Annotated in this window: 15 protein-coding genes, 1 tRNA gene and 1 other RNA gene; 4 read left to right on the top strand and 13 right to left on the bottom strand. The window is 43.4% G+C overall.

The features are described from left to right. Positions 1 to 24: 24 nt before the first annotated feature. The 12 genes from ACSUPM_RS02325 to ACSUPM_RS02270 form a co-directional block, all read right to left on the bottom strand. On the bottom strand, positions 25 to 1,806 hold the full coding sequence (locus ACSUPM_RS02325; protein WP_025651620.1) for a polysaccharide biosynthesis/export family protein: 1,782 nt from the start codon (positions 1,804 to 1,806) through the stop codon (positions 25 to 27). A gap of 138 nt (positions 1,807 to 1,944) precedes the next feature. Continuing rightward, a complete protein-coding gene (locus ACSUPM_RS02320; protein WP_227502344.1) occupies positions 1,945 to 3,051 on the bottom strand; it encodes a capsule biosynthesis protein in 1,107 nt (368 codons plus the stop codon). Beyond that, positions 3,029 to 3,700 (bottom strand): ABC transporter ATP-binding protein, encoded by a 672-nt coding sequence (locus ACSUPM_RS02315; RefSeq protein ID WP_101211795.1) that lies wholly within the window; start codon positions 3,698 to 3,700, stop codon positions 3,029 to 3,031. The genes ACSUPM_RS02320 and ACSUPM_RS02315 overlap by 23 nt, the downstream gene beginning before the upstream one ends. A gap of 56 nt (positions 3,701 to 3,756) precedes the next feature. Beyond that, positions 3,757 to 4,569 (bottom strand): ABC transporter permease, encoded by an 813-nt coding sequence (locus tag ACSUPM_RS02310; protein WP_101211794.1) that lies wholly within the window; start codon positions 4,567 to 4,569, stop codon positions 3,757 to 3,759. A gap of 235 nt (positions 4,570 to 4,804) precedes the next feature. Continuing rightward, a tRNA-Met gene (locus tag ACSUPM_RS02305) sits at positions 4,805 to 4,881 on the bottom strand. A gap of 133 nt (positions 4,882 to 5,014) precedes the next feature. Further along, positions 5,015 to 5,371: RNase P RNA component class A (rnpB, locus tag ACSUPM_RS02300), an RNA gene on the bottom strand. Between the two features lie 87 nt (positions 5,372 to 5,458). Beyond that, positions 5,459 to 6,178: a dethiobiotin synthase gene (bioD, locus tag ACSUPM_RS02295; protein ID WP_201582380.1), complete on the bottom strand. Its 720-nt coding sequence runs from the start codon at positions 6,176 to 6,178 to the stop codon at positions 5,459 to 5,461. After that, positions 6,175 to 7,479 (bottom strand): adenosylmethionine--8-amino-7-oxononanoate transaminase, encoded by a 1,305-nt coding sequence (bioA, locus tag ACSUPM_RS02290; RefSeq protein WP_201582381.1) that lies wholly within the window; start codon positions 7,477 to 7,479, stop codon positions 6,175 to 6,177. Before bioA ends, bioD begins: the two co-directional genes overlap by 4 nt. A gap of 277 nt (positions 7,480 to 7,756) precedes the next feature. Continuing rightward, positions 7,757 to 8,005: a YfhL family 4Fe-4S dicluster ferredoxin gene (locus ACSUPM_RS02285; RefSeq protein WP_101211792.1), complete on the bottom strand. Its 249-nt coding sequence runs from the start codon at positions 8,003 to 8,005 to the stop codon at positions 7,757 to 7,759. An 84-nt stretch (positions 8,006 to 8,089) separates the two neighbouring features. Then, positions 8,090 to 8,608, bottom strand: coding sequence for a pantetheine-phosphate adenylyltransferase (gene coaD, locus ACSUPM_RS02280; protein WP_101211791.1), 519 nt, complete (start codon positions 8,606 to 8,608; stop codon positions 8,090 to 8,092). 112 nt (positions 8,609 to 8,720) lie between these two features. After that, on the bottom strand, positions 8,721 to 9,275 hold the full coding sequence (locus ACSUPM_RS02275; RefSeq protein ID WP_201577362.1) for an IS630 family transposase: 555 nt from the start codon (positions 9,273 to 9,275) through the stop codon (positions 8,721 to 8,723). Then, entirely contained in the window at positions 9,272 to 9,757 is a 486-nt protein-coding gene (locus ACSUPM_RS02270; protein WP_201577358.1) for a winged helix-turn-helix domain-containing protein, read from the bottom strand. The genes ACSUPM_RS02275 and ACSUPM_RS02270 overlap by 4 nt, the downstream gene beginning before the upstream one ends. A 178-nt stretch (positions 9,758 to 9,935) precedes the next feature. On the opposite strand from ACSUPM_RS02270, the gene smpB reads away from it, so the two are divergent. Beyond that, entirely contained in the window at positions 9,936 to 10,412 is a 477-nt protein-coding gene (smpB, locus tag ACSUPM_RS02265; RefSeq protein ID WP_025651629.1) for an SsrA-binding protein SmpB, read from the top strand. Positions 10,413 to 10,530: 118 nt separating this feature from the next. Here the strand turns inward: smpB and rarD are convergent, their stop codons facing one another. After that, entirely contained in the window at positions 10,531 to 11,553 is a 1,023-nt protein-coding gene (rarD, locus tag ACSUPM_RS02260; RefSeq protein ID WP_265088702.1) for an EamA family transporter RarD, read from the bottom strand. A gap of 274 nt (positions 11,554 to 11,827) precedes the next feature. On the opposite strand from rarD, the gene ACSUPM_RS02255 reads away from it, so the two are divergent. The 3 genes from ACSUPM_RS02255 to ACSUPM_RS02245 all read left to right on the top strand — a co-directional run bounded on the left by ACSUPM_RS02255 (position 11,828) and on the right by ACSUPM_RS02245 (position 15,851). Next, on the top strand, positions 11,828 to 12,295 hold the full coding sequence (locus tag ACSUPM_RS02255) for an Lrp/AsnC family transcriptional regulator (RefSeq protein WP_201565840.1): 468 nt from the start codon (positions 11,828 to 11,830) through the stop codon (positions 12,293 to 12,295). Between the two features lie 143 nt (positions 12,296 to 12,438). Then, positions 12,439 to 13,194, top strand: a complete 756-nt coding sequence (locus ACSUPM_RS02250) for a hypothetical protein (protein ID WP_227692021.1) — start codon at positions 12,439 to 12,441, stop codon at positions 13,192 to 13,194. Between the two features lie 233 nt (positions 13,195 to 13,427). Further along, positions 13,428 to 15,851, top strand: coding sequence for a YgiQ family radical SAM protein (locus tag ACSUPM_RS02245; RefSeq protein WP_201582383.1), 2,424 nt, complete (start codon positions 13,428 to 13,430; stop codon positions 15,849 to 15,851). Positions 15,852 to 16,102 lie beyond the last annotated feature (251 nt).

The raw sequence follows: 16,102 nt of genomic DNA, 5'->3' as shown, positions 1-16,102 counted from the left end.
CTTATTCAAGTTATATAGGAGTGACTATAAATCTAGTACAACTTTGGCTGCAATGGCTAACTGATAAAGTATTTGCGATAAACCACGGGCGATTTCTACACGTTTGGTTTTGACTTTCGGTAATACCATGATCTCATCACCCTGTTGAATACGGTAAGCGGTATTAACCACTTCACTGGCCCCATTTTGATGAACAACTAAGATCTCTTTAACATCAGCATTGTCAGAGAAACCGCCTGAATTGGCAACATAATCACCAACCGTATAATCTGGGTTAAAGGTTAGCGCGCCTTGTGCTCGTACTTGACCGTTAACCGTAATAACGGAAGTTTGCGCCGGTATCTCAATAATATCACCTTGCTGCAGAATAATATCCTGCCACGAATTCGGTACGACGACGATTTGACCAGTGGTTTTAACATTACGGGCTTTGGCGACAAACTGCTTAACCAAATTGGCATCGTCTTGACGCAATGCCGCCTCTTCACGCGTCGTCGATTGACTGGCAAGCGTCAATTCTTCCAAACGATCCAGCGATTCGTTAATCATGCGTTTTTGCTGTTCAGCAACAGACTCACGATAAATCGTTAAATGCGTCAGCTTCGCCAATGGGCTTGGTTGCAGCTGGGGGACGATGTCTTTTAGACGAGCACCATAAGGCACAACCATGGCACCATTACCCGTATGTGCGCCTTTAACTTGTACGGCGATGGTGCCGGCATAACGATCTGAGGTAACCACCATCTGATCGCCATTATAGACAGGAACATTCTGCGCTTCTGCAAGGGAGTAATATTCTGCGGTTTGCGCGCGTCCTGCACTGCGAGTGATGCTAACGTTGGTAGCTTTAGCTGCGGGACTAGCCACTTGCAGTACATCACCGATGGTTAGGTCGTTTACATCAAACTCAAAGGTGTATTCGTTCTGAACTTCCCCGCCCACTTGAAAGGTTTTTTTCTGTGGGGCAACAGTAATGACGTCACCATCACGGAATGCAAATGACTGTAATTTACCCGCCAATAAAAAATCATATAAATTGACTTGCTGCAACATCTGACCATTACGTTTGATTTGGATATCAATATAACTGCCGCGGGTTGGATCAACGCCGCCCGCACGGTCTAAATAGGACAATACTGAATCTGCTGCAAGCCCACCATAATAACCGGGTTGTTTGACAAAGCCAGTCACGAAAACTTTCACTGGCTGTGCTTGCTCTAATGACGCATAAACGCCGACGTTCGAGCGATAAATACGACTGACCGCACTTTTGACCACGTTTTGTAGACTGCCATTTTGCACACCAGAGATACGGACTGGACCAACATTCGGTAAGAAAATATTACCTTGCGGATCTACAGTCGTGGTCGCGGCATATTGATAGGCGCCCCACATTCGTACTTGTACATTATCACCAGGATTAATCACATAGCTGTCGTTAAAGGTAGAACCAGAAGTCGTCGAAAACGCACCGCGAAATAGCTGCTCACCAAACATCATATCTTGAGTATCGATATCTTGATAAGGACGCGTGGTATTAATCACTGACTGACTGGGTAAGCTTGCGGCATTGACAGCTTCTTGAGTCGTTGCTTGACCCGGAACCCCACCAGCGAAAGCTTGCGTTGAGACATTAATGTTACTGCGGTTTTGGTCTTGACTCATGCTATTGCTACTAGTACCAAAGCTAGACCCTGCTATTTGATCCGCATAACTGGTCGCTGCTATTGCCGAGATGCTGGTCGCAGCCATCGTCAAGCTGATTACCTTAATCATGGTCACGATAGGACGTGGTTTCATGTTCATGCGTTGTATTCCTTTGCAGATCTATCGATCATTACTGGTATTTGGTTTGGCAAATCGTTCGCGATTGCCAAGCGCATCAAATCTTTAGCTTTTTACAGGGTAAAAATTTTAAAACTTACCCTGTAAGAAAATTCAAAGCTAGCTACGATGGTCACGAACCACTGCCATTACTAGACGTACAAAGCCATAAAGCATCAAAAGCAATGCCAGCGATGTCCAAATAATATAAATATGACGCGGATAGGATGCTTCTTCAGCCTCATAAGGGGTTGAGATTACAATCAAGTTTTTCATTTTTTTAAAGGCTTCTAAGCGGGCCTTTTCAAGCGATGATAGTGACAACTTATATAACTCAGTGGCGAACTCAACATCCGCTTTAATCGTCTCAAACTGTACAGCTTGACGGTTCAATTTGGTCGTATTTGGTGAGGTTAGTTTGGTTTGTTCTTGAGCAATCTGCTCTTCAACTGCCTTGATTTGACTTCTTAACGACACCACTTGCGGCGCATCTGGGTTCAAATAGCTTAGCAATTGTCGCTCTTCAGTGCGTAATGAGCTAAGCTGCGCTTGTAGGCTACCAATCAGTTGATTAACAATTTGGGCATTGGCCTGCGGGTCATAAATTTCGTTTTCATTTTGATAATTGAGCAACTGTTCTTTGGCATCATTCAAGCGATCCTGTGATTCATCGAGTTGCGTCTCGGCAAACACCAGTTGATCACGCGCGACCTCTTGTGAAATGCGGTTTACAAACTGTTCAGACTCACTCAAAATCGCTTTGTTAAGCTCAAAAGCGTAGTCTGAATCAAAGGCTTCTGTCGATACTGACAATACATAGCTTTGTTCGTCAAGATTGATATGAACCCGACTTTTAAAATATTCGAGTAAATCTTCTTGCGACGCATCAGGATCAATCTCGTAAATAGGATCCGAGCCATCTACATAATAAGCCTCGCGGAACTTAAACTTATTATCAAGGCGCTTCACCATATCATTGGACAATATATATTCAGTCAGATAGGTTGCATCTTCTTTACTGGTGCTATTCACACCTAACAAGGCCGATAGACCGCCACCAGAAGGTACGCTAGATTCGCTCACTTGTTTCACGACCACATCAGCTGTCGAAATAAAGCGCGGATGTGCAAGGGTCATGACATAAAAGATCACCAACACCCAAGGGAGGATCACCAAGCCAATGAACAGCGAGAAGTCAATTATCTTATTTTTTCGCTTTGTGGACATGCTTTTCATAAACCTCAATCGCTTCTGTTGTGTCATCAAAGACGTGTGCTGTTTGATCCATTAGCACAATACCAATATCGCAATTACGCTTAATATCACCGATGTTATGCGATACAATTAAAAACCCGGCTTGCTGACGGCGCGCTGCTAAAATCTCTTCACTACGCTTACGAAAAGCGGCGTCACCAACCGCACCAGCTTCATCAAGCATATAATAATCAAAATCAAAGGCTAAGCTTAAACCAAAGGTTAAGCGTGCTTTCATACCTGAAGAATAGCTTTTTACTGGCATATCAAAATAATTACCAATGTCAGCAAATTCTTCGACAAAACGAATTTTTTCATCGATATAGGGTCCGCTTGAGTAAAGACGACAAACAAAACGCACGTTTTGACGGCCCGTCAAGCTACCTTGGAATCCACCTGCTACACCAACTGGCCAAGAAATAGTGGAATCGGTAATAATTTCACCACTATCCGGCTCATCAAGACCACAAATAATCCGCAGCAACGTTGATTTACCCGCACCATTTCGACCAAGTAAACCTACATTTTTTTTATCACCGATGGTCAGGTTTAAATCTTTAAATAAATAATGCCGACCTTGCTTAGTCATAAATGATTTGGAAATATTTTTGATCTCGATCATTTATCTACCTATATTTTTGAATGACTATCAATAATACTAAGGAGAAAGTTAGCTACTTAACGAGAACGCAGCATATCTCTTTCTGTAAATTTATAAAGTAAAAGGCCAAAAAAATTAACACCGATCATCCACTTCAAAAAATACCCTATATCAATATGATAGGCTGGATAATTGGGAGCGAAAGCATGTCTTATGAGCTCAATATTATGGATCAAAGGATTATATAATAAGTAACTAAAATAAGGCTCTGGAACTATGTGAATAGGGAAAATAATACCTGAGGTAAAGTAAAGTATCGTAAAAAATATTGTCACTACTTTACTAATTTCGCCACCATAATACCCTATTACCATCATAATCAAAGCGATGCCAAAGCTAAACATGAACAAAGTAATCCAGCAAAACAATACAATATGCAGGTTTTCTAAGTTGGCATAGATATTAAAAAAGGCCAAACCAACTAATAGTAGTATCGAAGTAAAAAAATAAATGATTAACTCTAAAAATGAGCGGGCAATAATTACATCGATGTGTTTGATTGAGCGATACATCAACAAGCCTTTATTCGCTTCAACAGCCCCTAATGCCCTTGTTGCTATTTTTTGAAACATACGAAATGGAACCATCCCTGCTACTAAGAACAAAGAAAAATCCATTCCTGGTACCAAACGCTCACGAATAGCACCAAAAATAACCAAAAATATAAGAATTTGAAAAATAACTTCTAGCGGCGCCCATAAATAACCCAAGCGATAACCACCAAAACGCGTTTGCAGCTCACGCATGAGCAATGCATGGAATGCCGCACCCATGACTTTCAGTCCACTACGGTGCTTAATAGGACGATAAGGAGGTAATTGTACAGACATAGCGTTACAGGACTTTACCGAAAACAGCCCCTATGATAAGTAAGCGGGACATAAGTTACAAGAATTAATCTGTACCTAAACAGATAAACCTATGATTTAGCAAGAAAACAGCAAGTAAATATAAGCGGTTATTTATCTAACTGACTTTAGAATATTGTCTTCATTGGGTTTTTTAGCCAAAAAAAAACCAATCACAAAGGATTGGCTTCTTTCGTACTGCTATTCTTACTATAAATGGTGGCGATGAAGAGACTTGAACTCTTGACCTCACGATTATGAGTCATGCGCTCTAACCAGCTGAGCTACATCGCCATTTAAGGCTCGGTATAATACCGATAGAGACGACTGTCGTCAACCCCTAATTATCGTTTATCTGCAAAAAATAGGAATTTAATTCAAATTAATAGCAAATATGTATAGCACTAACGATAAAAACGAACAATAAAAAATTGGTAAACCGATAAGCCGGGTTCTGTCGTGGACAATCATTCCTCTAGGCGTATCATCGCTAATACGCTCAAGCAACCTACCCGCATCGAACGCGGGCCGCGCCATGCCGATGCCTATTTGGTCTTGCTACGCGTGGAGTTTACCATGCCGTGAGATGTTGCCATTCACGCGGTGCGCTCTTACCGCACCCTTTCACCCTTACCTCGCTTGCGCGGGGCGGTCTACTCTCTGCTGCACTGGTCGTCAAGTTACCCTGCCCAGCCGTTAGCTGGCACGCTGCCCTATGTAGCCCGGACTTTCCTCCCCTGCGCATCTGTTGCCAGTGTGCAGCGGCGATTGTCTAGTCTACCAAGCGCGCTAGTATAGCAAAACTAATGGCGGTCTAGGAATATCTTTTGTGCTTATTTCACCTTTTTTACCAAGTGATTTGAATCATGATCTAAATAAAGTTCAGCGGCAACATTAAATCATTGTCATTTTTCTGGTCTTTATCTTGGCATGACAGCTGTAGCCAATGTGTGTTTGGATAATTTTGCGCTAAGTAGTTTTTTAAATAATCAATCGTGCTATTAGCTATTTGCTTATCTGTCTGAGCAGCACTATCATGAATATGGTTATAAATGACGCTATGTACCGTCAAACCACGCGCTTTAATCGCCTCTAAACTCAGCAAGGTATGATTAATACTACCAAGCCGACCTGATGTGACTAAAATCACCGGATAACCTTGAGTAGCAATATAATCTAAGGTTAATAGCTGCTCGGTTATGGGCACAAGCAAGCCACCTGCGCCCTCTAATAGCACTATATCGTAGCTTTGTTGCAATTGCTGCGTAAACTTGGTGATGATTTCAGGGTCTAGAACGGCATTAGCAAGCGCAGCAGATAAATGCGGTGACGCCGGCTTCTCATAGCGAAACGGACACGTGGTAAAGTCAACATCACACGGCTGCAACGGCATATTCATCAATTGACGATGAGTGACAATATCATCGGCAATATTCATCTCACCAGTATCACAATTGACGCTAACGCCTGTTTGTACCAACTTTTGAGTGATGACGTTAATACCTTGCTGTATCAACGCTTTTGCTATCATGCCGGTAGCGTAAGTCTTGCCAATATCGGTATCGATACCAGAGATAAATAGCACGCTCATAGTTGACCTTGCTTTGTTAAATAAACACGAACCACCGTTAACAATGACTGACATAACGTTGCTAACTCAGTGTCAGTAATCATATAAGGCGGCATGATATAAACCAACTTGCCAAAGGGTCTGACCCAAATGCCGTGTTCAATAAGTAAAGATTGAAATACTGGCATATTAACCGCGTCATTAAGCTCAATGACGGCTACCGCCCCCAAACAACGTACTTCTTCAACGCCAGCTAACGTCGCTGCAGGCGCGAGTTGTTGTTCCATTACGGTTTGCATATTTGCCGTACGAGCTTCGATATCATAGGACAAAATTAAATCAATCGATGCACAAGCGACCGCACAAGCCAGCGGATTTCCCATAAAGGTCGGGCCATGCATCAGGGCTGGATAATCACTTTGGCTGATGGTGTCAGCAATATGGCGCGTACATAAAGTCGCGGCAAAGGTCATATAACCGCCCGTCAGTGCTTTGCCAATGGTCATAATATCAGGACTAATATCGGCATGCTCGCAAGCAAACAGCTTGCCACTACGCCCAAAGCCTGTGGCGATTTCATCAGCAATGAGCAGCACGTTATGCTCATCACATAGCTGACGCAGTAGTTGTAAATACTCAGGGCTATAAAAGCGCATACCGCCTGCGCCTTGAATAATAGGCTCAATGATAAATCCGGCAAGTTGATCGCTATTTTTAGCAAAAAACACTATTAATTCATCACGTGTAGTTTGATTTAGCCCGCGCTCAAATCCTAAAGGCGGCGCAGACACAAAGTGCTGCATCGGTAATTGTTTACCATACAGGCTGTGCATGCCATTAACAGGATCGCAAACACTCATCGCATGCCACGTGTCGCCATAATAGCCAGAGTGCGTTGAGGCAAACTGGCACTTTTGCGGACGCGCAGTGGCAATTTGATATTGCAATGCCATTTTTAGCGCCACTTCTACCGCGATACTGCCGCTATCGGCATAAAATATCGCATCGAGTCCAGCAGGTACAATAGCTAGCAGCTTTTTGCCTAAATCTATCGCTGGCTGATGGGTCAAGCCGCCAAACATGACATGCGCCATTTTGCCCAATTGTTCAATCATCGCGGCATTGAGCGTTGGATGATTATAACCATGGACACTCGCCCACCAAGATGACATGCCGTCAATCAGACGCGTACCATCTTGCGTGACAATATAAATGCCTTCTGCATGATCAATAACGATATTTGGATAGGTGGGCGGCAGGCTGGCGTAGGGATGCCAAAGGTGCTGTTGATCAAAATCACTGGTAGCAGCATCGACACTCATAGTACGCGCTCAAACGACAAGCATTTATTTTTAAAAAAGCGTACTACCATTTGAATATCCGTATTCGTCATATTATTCCTAGTTTTTAGCATTTTTATATAGTGGATTTACTTTAAAAAAAATACAGTGCGACTGGGATGAGTTTTTCGTAGCCTCTGTGATAACAGCAAGCAAAGGAAGTTTATACCAATCGCACCTATCTATTAATGTATCGATTTTTAACGTATCGATTTTATTTTAAAATAACTATTAACTCAAAGGCACGATTGGCAACGCATTACTGACCAGTGATACGTTTGTATTTTGACATCAAATCGCTTTCGGTTTCGACATGATCAGGATCATGAGGAATACAGTCGACAGGACAAATGACCACGCATTGCGGCTCATCGAAATGGCCAACGCATTCGGTACATAGGTCGGGGTTGATAACATAGATGTCATCGCCTTCTGAGATGGCCTCATTCGGGCAGGCAGGCTCGCAGACGTCACAGTTGATGCATTCATCAGTGATTAATAGCGCCATAAACTGCTCCTTATATTTTACGGATAACAATCAAGACTGGCCGTTTTGACGGTTCCAGCGAATAGTCGTCAATAAATACTATGTCTATTTAAGATTGAGTTTCTCAGCAAAGCCTTGCGACACACACTGAGGAACAAATTTAGTCACATCGCCGCCAAGCTTGGCAATTTCGCGAATCATGGTAGACGAGATAAACGAATAGTTCTGAGATGGGGTCAAAAATACTGCTTCAAAGTTCTCATCAAGTTCACGGTTCATATTGGCCAGCTGAAACTCATATTCAAAATCCGACATCGCCCGTAGACCACGCAAGACGGCAGTGGCATTTTTTTCACGCATAAAATCGACCAGCAGACCTTCAAAACCAATCACCGATACTTGCGGTAAATCAGCAAATACGGTTTCGACCAAGGTAACGCGCTCTTCAAAACTAAATAGCGGTTTTTTATGATGGCCTGAAGCAACGGCAATGACGACCTCGTCGAACAGCTTGGTTGCTCGCTTGACTAAATCGACATGACCATTAGTAATGGGGTCAAAGGTACCAGGATATAAAATTTTGGTATGTAGCTTTGAGGAATTGGCAGCAGTAGGATGGCTCATAACGTGGCTAATGTAGTCGGTAATATTACGCTATATGCTAGCAAATTTTGCCCAAACTTAATACTCATCTGCTACATTTGTCCTAACAGCCGACTTATACCAATCCCAATCATTAAAGTTGCGCCCAAGTACGAGTAGTTAAAGACTGAATCCTCTGTGGCTGTTTAAGCAGATTATTCCAAGCCAAGCAAGCGGCTTCGACAATAGCCTCATAACTTTCATAACAACGATTAGATAGCTCATTTTGCTTAAGGTACTGCCATACTCTCTCAGAGGGATTAAGCTCAGGTGAATAAGGCGGTAATTTAAGCATAGTGACATTACCCTGATTCAAGCTTGGTTGATGCCACAATGCACCGTCCATCACTACGACCGCATGGCGTCCTTTTGGTACGGCTTTACTAATCTCAAGCATATGCAATAACATTGTATGTTTATTGACTGAAGGCAATACTAAACCTACCGCCTCTGCTGTCGCTGGACAAAAGGCACCAAACAGATAAGCGGAATTAAACTGCTGCTGCTTGATCAGTCGAGGACGCTCACCGCGGTAATGCCAAACTCTAGTCAATGACCCCTGTTGTCCTATTCGAGTTTCATCTTGGAACCATATATCTACGTGATCTAGGCTTACCTCAGTAGGTAGGGACGCCTCAACCTGTGCTATAAAGTTTTTTTAAAAGCGTCTTGAGCTTGTATGTCGGCTTTTGGATGCTGACTACGAGCACTTATCCAACTCATATCAATACGTTTAAGCAGCTCGTAGATACCATTGACGGTATAGTGGGCGTTGTAGTGTTCTTTAGCCAATTGCTGAATATCTTTACCGGTCAAACGACCGCCAGCTCGCTTGTCTTGTTCAGAGACTATCATGGCTTTAAAAGCGTCTGTGTCTGCTTCTACCAGTTTACTATGCCGACCTTTGCGATGACGATCATAGAGACTCTCAAGTCCTCGTTCATGATATCGTTTCAAGGTACGCCTGGCAGTTTGAGGGTGAATACAAAGATCTTTGGCAATATCGTTAGTGGCTTTGCCTATACTATATTGGTATAAGATAAGCAGGCGTAGGCGGGCTCTGGGGTTACTCTCGGTCTTTGAGTGTTTGCCAAAGTCATGCTCTTCTAGGTTATGGATTGGTATAGTCATAAGTGGATTATACTATATATTTTGGGTTTGGTATTACATTTTTGTGAACTGCTTTGCTACAATAGGCGGTTCGACTCATCCCTCTTATTATTTATAATAAAAGACAATCCATATTAAAGGGTTCGGATGAGGACTGTTAGACAAGGGCAATATATTTTGCAGCCCTTATGGAGAAATTATGTCAAAAAAATCAAGAAAACCGGACAATCAAATTTGTGCCAACAAAAAGGCGCGCCACGAGTACTTCATCGAAGAAACCTTTGAAGCAGGTCTGGCGCTACAAGGCTGGGAAGTCAAAGCCATTCGTGCAGGTAAAATGACGATTACTGAAGCCTATGTCATCTTCCGCAATAATGAAGCCTTCTTATTTGGCGCGCATATCCAGCCATTGTTATCTAGCTCAACGCATGTGAGTCCTGATAGCATTCGTACCCGTAAGCTACTCCTCAATCGCCGCGAGATTGAAAAGCTGTTTGGCGCTGTCAATCAAAAGGGCTATGCTTGCGTACCGTTGTCTTGTTATTGGAAAAACTCGCTGGTTAAATGTCAAATTGGCTTGGCACTGGGTAAAAAGCAACATGATAAACGCAAAACGCTAAAAGACCGTGATTGGGAACGTGATAAGCAGCGCGGCTTTAAACAGCATTTAGATTAAGACTCTGTAAAAATAAGTTTTACTCTAATAAAAAAAGGACGATTCAGCGTACTGTTGAATCGTCCTTTTTTATTTGAAAAAATAGCGTTTTGATAAGACTGAGCTGCATTGTTAAAAATCAGATTGCTTGAGCTATTTTATTGATCTTCGACTCTTTTTGAGCACGGCGCAGTTGACGAATACCATGGCTAATCAAACAAGCAATACCCAACCAAATGAGCCCATAGCTATAAATCATTGCTGATTCAAATGGATTGCCCAAGACGGTGATGGCCAGTATAAACAATAATGCTGGTTCTAAGTAACTCATCATGCCATAGACATTCACGGGGAGCATTTGACTGGCATCGACGTTGGTTTTCATAGCCAGCACACTAAGTACACCCAATCCCGCCAGCATTATCATAAAGAAACCAGAACCACTTACCACGCTCAAACTGCTCGGCGCGAATAAAAATAAATAAACCAAGGCAAATGGCGCGAATATCGTTAAATCAACCAATAGTCCAGTCACCGCGCCAATCCCTTGCAGACGACGCAAAATATAATAAATAGGATACGTGCCACAGACCCAAAGCGTGGCCCAAGAGACACTTTGGGTACGAATAATTTCACTACCGACCCCTAATGCGGCAAAGCTAACCGCCAACCATTGCAAACGGCTTAACTTTTCGCCAAAAAAGACGCAACCAAATATAACCATCATTAGTGGGAATAAGAAATAACCCATTGCGGTTTGAACGCCCTGCCCATTGACCGGTGCCCACATAAATAACCAAAACTGACTGAGGAATATCGGTGTTGGCAATAACAACCACGCCCACTGCTTCACAGTACCTAGCGCTTTTAACTTATCAATATGCAAACCCAAGCGCCCACTAATTAGCAAATAGCCTATCAGTGCCGCCCACATCGCTAGCATACGCCAGATAAAGACTTGCGTACCTGACAATGGCGCTAAAAAGCTGCTGTAAGCATAAAGTACGCCAAACAACAAATTCGACAATACTGCTAAGGCCACGCCCATGATTAACGTACGTTGCTGTGTGCTGCCTGCTGTCCAGATTGTAGCCAGTGGCAAGCGCGAGACAGTCGTTGCGAGTATATTAGCGAATACGTTAGATAGCATTAAGATAGACATAAAGACACCGTACATGTAAATAGATTTTAGAAAACCCACTATTAGCCTGTATTTATTATGGCTAAGCTTTGATTACTAGGCTTTGTTTGCCAAGCTTTGATTAGTGGTGTCTATTTTACTGAACGATATTGATAAATTATCTCCAAATAAAGCTATTTATGAATAAATTTATCTTTTATGACTCTCAAAACCAAATATTTTCTTAAATTTTGACTTATAGTGATAATAATTATAAAAATCTTTAACAAAAATACTTTTTAGAAGAGAGCATACAATGAGCCAAATTTTAGATGATATCGATAAAGCGATTTTAAATTTGCTACAAGATGATGCGACCTTGCCATTAAAGACGGTGGCAGAACACGTGCATGTGTCTATCGCTACTGCCCAGCGCCGCATCCAAGCATTAGTAAGCAATGGCGTCATTACCAAGCAAGTCGCTATCGTGGATCCAAATAAGGTTGGCTACGGCCTGACTGCCGTGGTAATGATAGAGATGGCGCGCTCAAATACCTCGATGCAACATCGATTTGAGCGCTTGATGAATGCACAGCCACAAGTGATGAGCTGCTATGAAGTGTCCGGTGATGCGGATTTTATGTTGATGGTCAATGCCAGAAATATGAGCGATTATCATCGATTCACGACTGGTCTGCTCACCTATGAGAACAATGTACGCAACTTTAAAAGCCAATTTGTGATGAATTTTACTAAAAGTGGGACAAAGATTTTGCTTGATTAGCAATCTCAACAAGCATTGGTTTATTGGGTTAATTAAAAGTAGATAAGTTACTACTAAAAAAGGTACGATATCAACGAAAGTCTGGCAGTAAACAATAATTGCCACCTCAATAGTCCATTGACAGTAGACAAGGAAGTCGTAGTATGACTAAAAATACCCGTGCCCTTAAAAAAGAAGAAAGTGCTGATCCAGCACTAAAAGCATTAAGTTTTAAAACAGTGATAACAGGGGCGTCGCTCGCGGCATTGCTCGCCAGCTCAGGCTGTGCCACCAGTTCATTGTTAGAAGACAATAACCGTGTCAGCACTACCACGACTAAGAGTGTGTTGTCTGAAGACCAAATCGTGGCTTTTGGTCGTCCTGCGCAAGCATTGCCAAAAACGCCAAATGCGACCATGGTGATCGTCGGTGAAAAGAACAGCTACGTGCTGACCCAAGGCGGGACAGAAATGGTCAATTTGCTCACCAATCTGACGCCAAAGAACATCCAAGTCGATAATGACATGAGCTTTGCTGTGCCCAATAATGATGGGTATTTTCAGGGAGAAATGAAGCTGTCTTACGCCAAATTAAAGGATGAATTTAAGCGTTCTGACTATCAGTTCTTTTTACAAAATAGTGGCCGCGAATGCACCTCCGCCAGCGATCTGCGCATGAACGCTCAGCGCTTTTGTTTTAGTATCCCTGTCAAAGGCGCTATCTATCCACAAGTCAGTAATTTAAGCCTAATTCAGTCGAATTATCGCGCTTTAAGCAAGCCTTATATGGTCAGCTTCCATACACAAACGCAGCAAGACCAAGTCACTCGTAGTGGTACGAATACGGCTCAAAAGTTGGTTTTATTGCCTTTCGCCCTAGCATTTGATGTGGTGACTTTCCCATTCCAGCTATTAGAGTAGTAATTCCTTACTATAAACGATGATTTAGAACGAAAAGATGGTTGGTTTCTAAAAGCCTTTTTATTCATAGATTGTCTTACACTATCAATAACTTATCATTAATCGCCCATCATAGAATAGGTCGCATCATGAGTGCGATTCATGTTAAAATGAGCGCTTTTAAATGAGCCGTTGTTAATGAATAACAATAACGGCTTATTTTTAGTGCCACTTTTTAATTAACAGGTCTGCCCATGTCTGCCGATACCATCGCCCGCACCGCCTTTAAACAAGGCACCAAGCCACTTTACGACTACGACAAACACTGGGCGAGCTGCTACGAGCCTGCGCCTTATCTGCCGATGAGCCGTAAAGAAATGGATGATTTGGGCTGGGACGCTTGTGACGTCATCATCATCTCAGGCGATGCCTATGTCGACCATCCAAGCTTTGGCATGGCGATTATCGGCCGCTTATTAGAAGCACAAGGCTTCCGCGTCGGTATCATTGCCCAGCCAGACTGGAAGAGCAAAGATGCCTTTATGGAACTGGGCAAACCTGTCTATGCTTATGGTGTGACGGCGGGCAATATGGACAGCATGATTAACCGTTATACCGCTGATCGCAAGATTCGTAGCGATGATGCGTACTCTCCAGGCAATGTCGCCAATAAGCGTCCTGACCGCGCTGCTATCGTCTATAGCCAGCGCTGCCGCGAAGCGTATCCTGATGTGCCGATTATCTTAGGCGGTATCGAAGGTAGCTTACGCCGTATCGCCCACTATGACTATTGGTCAGATAAAGTTCGCCGCAGCATATTGCTCGATGCCCGTGCCGATGTCTTATTGTATGGTAATGCTGAGCGTGCCATCGTCGATGTGGTACATGGTCTGTCGAAAGGCTATAGCTTTGAGCAAATGAGCAAATTGCGTGGTACGTCCTATCTGTTGACCCCGACGCGCCGCCATTGGCAAGCGGATATGACCGAAGTCGCTAGTAACGATGTCGATACTGTCGGCCGTGTTGATCCGATTATCAACCCATACGTCATGACCGAAGACGTTGATAGCTGCTCAATTGAGCAGAACAAACCATCGGACTCTCCTGTTGGTCAGGCTATGCCGTCATCAATGTCATCACAATATCAGGGCTTTGTGTCTGAACCAGTTACCAATAAAATTATCAATGCGCATCAAGTCGATGAAGAAACGCAAGTCGTGCAAATGCGTGGCTTTAATAAGCCGATGACAGCACGCAAGCATAAACTTAAAATGCCGCCGCGTGAGCAAACCGTGATTCGTCTGCCTGATTATGAGCACGTCAAATCTGACCCTGTGCTCTATGCTCATGCGAGTCGTATCTTACATTTGGAGACCAATCCGGGCAACGCGCGCGCACTGGTGCAGCGTCATAGTAGCGGCGCTGGCAACTCACACACCTCTATTGACGTTTGGCTCAATCCACCACCGATTCCGCTCTCAACCGAAGAGATGGATTACGTATTTGACTTGCCATATGCACGCCTACCACATCCGAGCTATGGCGACGCGCGCATTCCTGCTTATGACATGATTAAGTTTTCGGTCAATATCATGCGTGGCTGCTTTGGTGGTTGTACCTTCTGCTCGATCACTGAGCACGAAGGCCGCATTATCCAAAACCGCTCAGAAGAGTCTATCTTGCGTGAAGTGGAAGCGATTCGTGATACCGCACCGAACTTCACTGGGGTGATATCAGATCTTGGTGGACCCACGGCTAATATGTATCGTCTAAACTGTAAAGACGAGACCATTGAAAAGAACTGCCGCAAGCCGTCTTGTGTCTATCCTGACGTCTGCGAAAACCTGATCACCGATCACAGTAATTTGACCAAGCTATACCGTAAAGCGCGTGATATCAAAGGCGTGAAAAAAATCCTTATCGCTTCTGGCTTGCGTTATGACTTGGCAGTAAAAGACCCTGAATATGTCAAAGAATTGGTCAGTCATCATGTCGGTGGTTATCTAAAAATCGCGCCTGAGCACTCAGAAGAAGGCGTGCTATCAAAGATGATGAAGCCGGGCATGGGCAGCTATGATAAATTCAAAGCCATGTTTGAGCAGTACAGCCAAGAGGCAGGCAAGGAGCAATATCTGATTCCTTACTTCATCGCCGCCCATCCGGGCACAAAAGACGAAGATATGATGAATCTTGCGCTTTGGCTAAAAAGTCATGGCTATCGCGCCGACCAAGTGCAGGCGTTCTATCCGAGTCCGATGGCAACGGCGACCACCATGTATCATACGCATAAAGATCCGCTGCATAAGATTAGCCGCAGTGAAGGTGACATGGATATCGTCAAGTCGGGCAAGCAGCGAAAATTGCACAAAGCGTTCTTGCGCTTTCATGATCCAAAGAACTGGGTATTATTGCGTAAAGCACTGCAAGACATGGGACGTAGTGACTTGATTGGCAAAAACCGTGGCTGCTTGATTCCGCCCTTTAACGCCAGCTTAGAAGGTCGTGATGCGGCACAAGACAGCTATCAATCAGCGCGTAAAAAGAACAGCCGCCTAGGTAATGATTCGGTGAAGCGCACCAATAATAGCTCGAGCGCTGTAAAAAACACCAAGAAGCAAGTGAGCAAAGGCAACTTCCAAACGCAGCATACGGGTCTGCCACCGCGCAAAACAAAATAATTATATTAGCAAACCAAGGTTATAAACTAAGCTTGGTTGGCAACAGCTCAACGCTCGTTATTAATAAAAATCGCCCATCAGCTTAATCGTTGATGGGCGATTTTTATTGACCAAATTAATCAATGAGCTAATCTAAGTTATTAAGATTAAATTGTTCTGCAAATCAGTTAATGCTTAGTTCACGACCTACTAAAATTAGAAATTACATTAGTCATCGGTTAAGTAAGAAAGCTAACAGGCAACAAACAATT

This window comes from Psychrobacter okhotskensis (genome assembly GCF_965638355.1).
In the GTDB taxonomy this organism is placed as follows: Bacteria; Pseudomonadota; Gammaproteobacteria; order Pseudomonadales; family Moraxellaceae; genus Psychrobacter; species Psychrobacter okhotskensis.
Note: the sequence above shows the minus strand (reverse complement) of the source record. Positions and strands in the feature narration are given on the sequence as shown.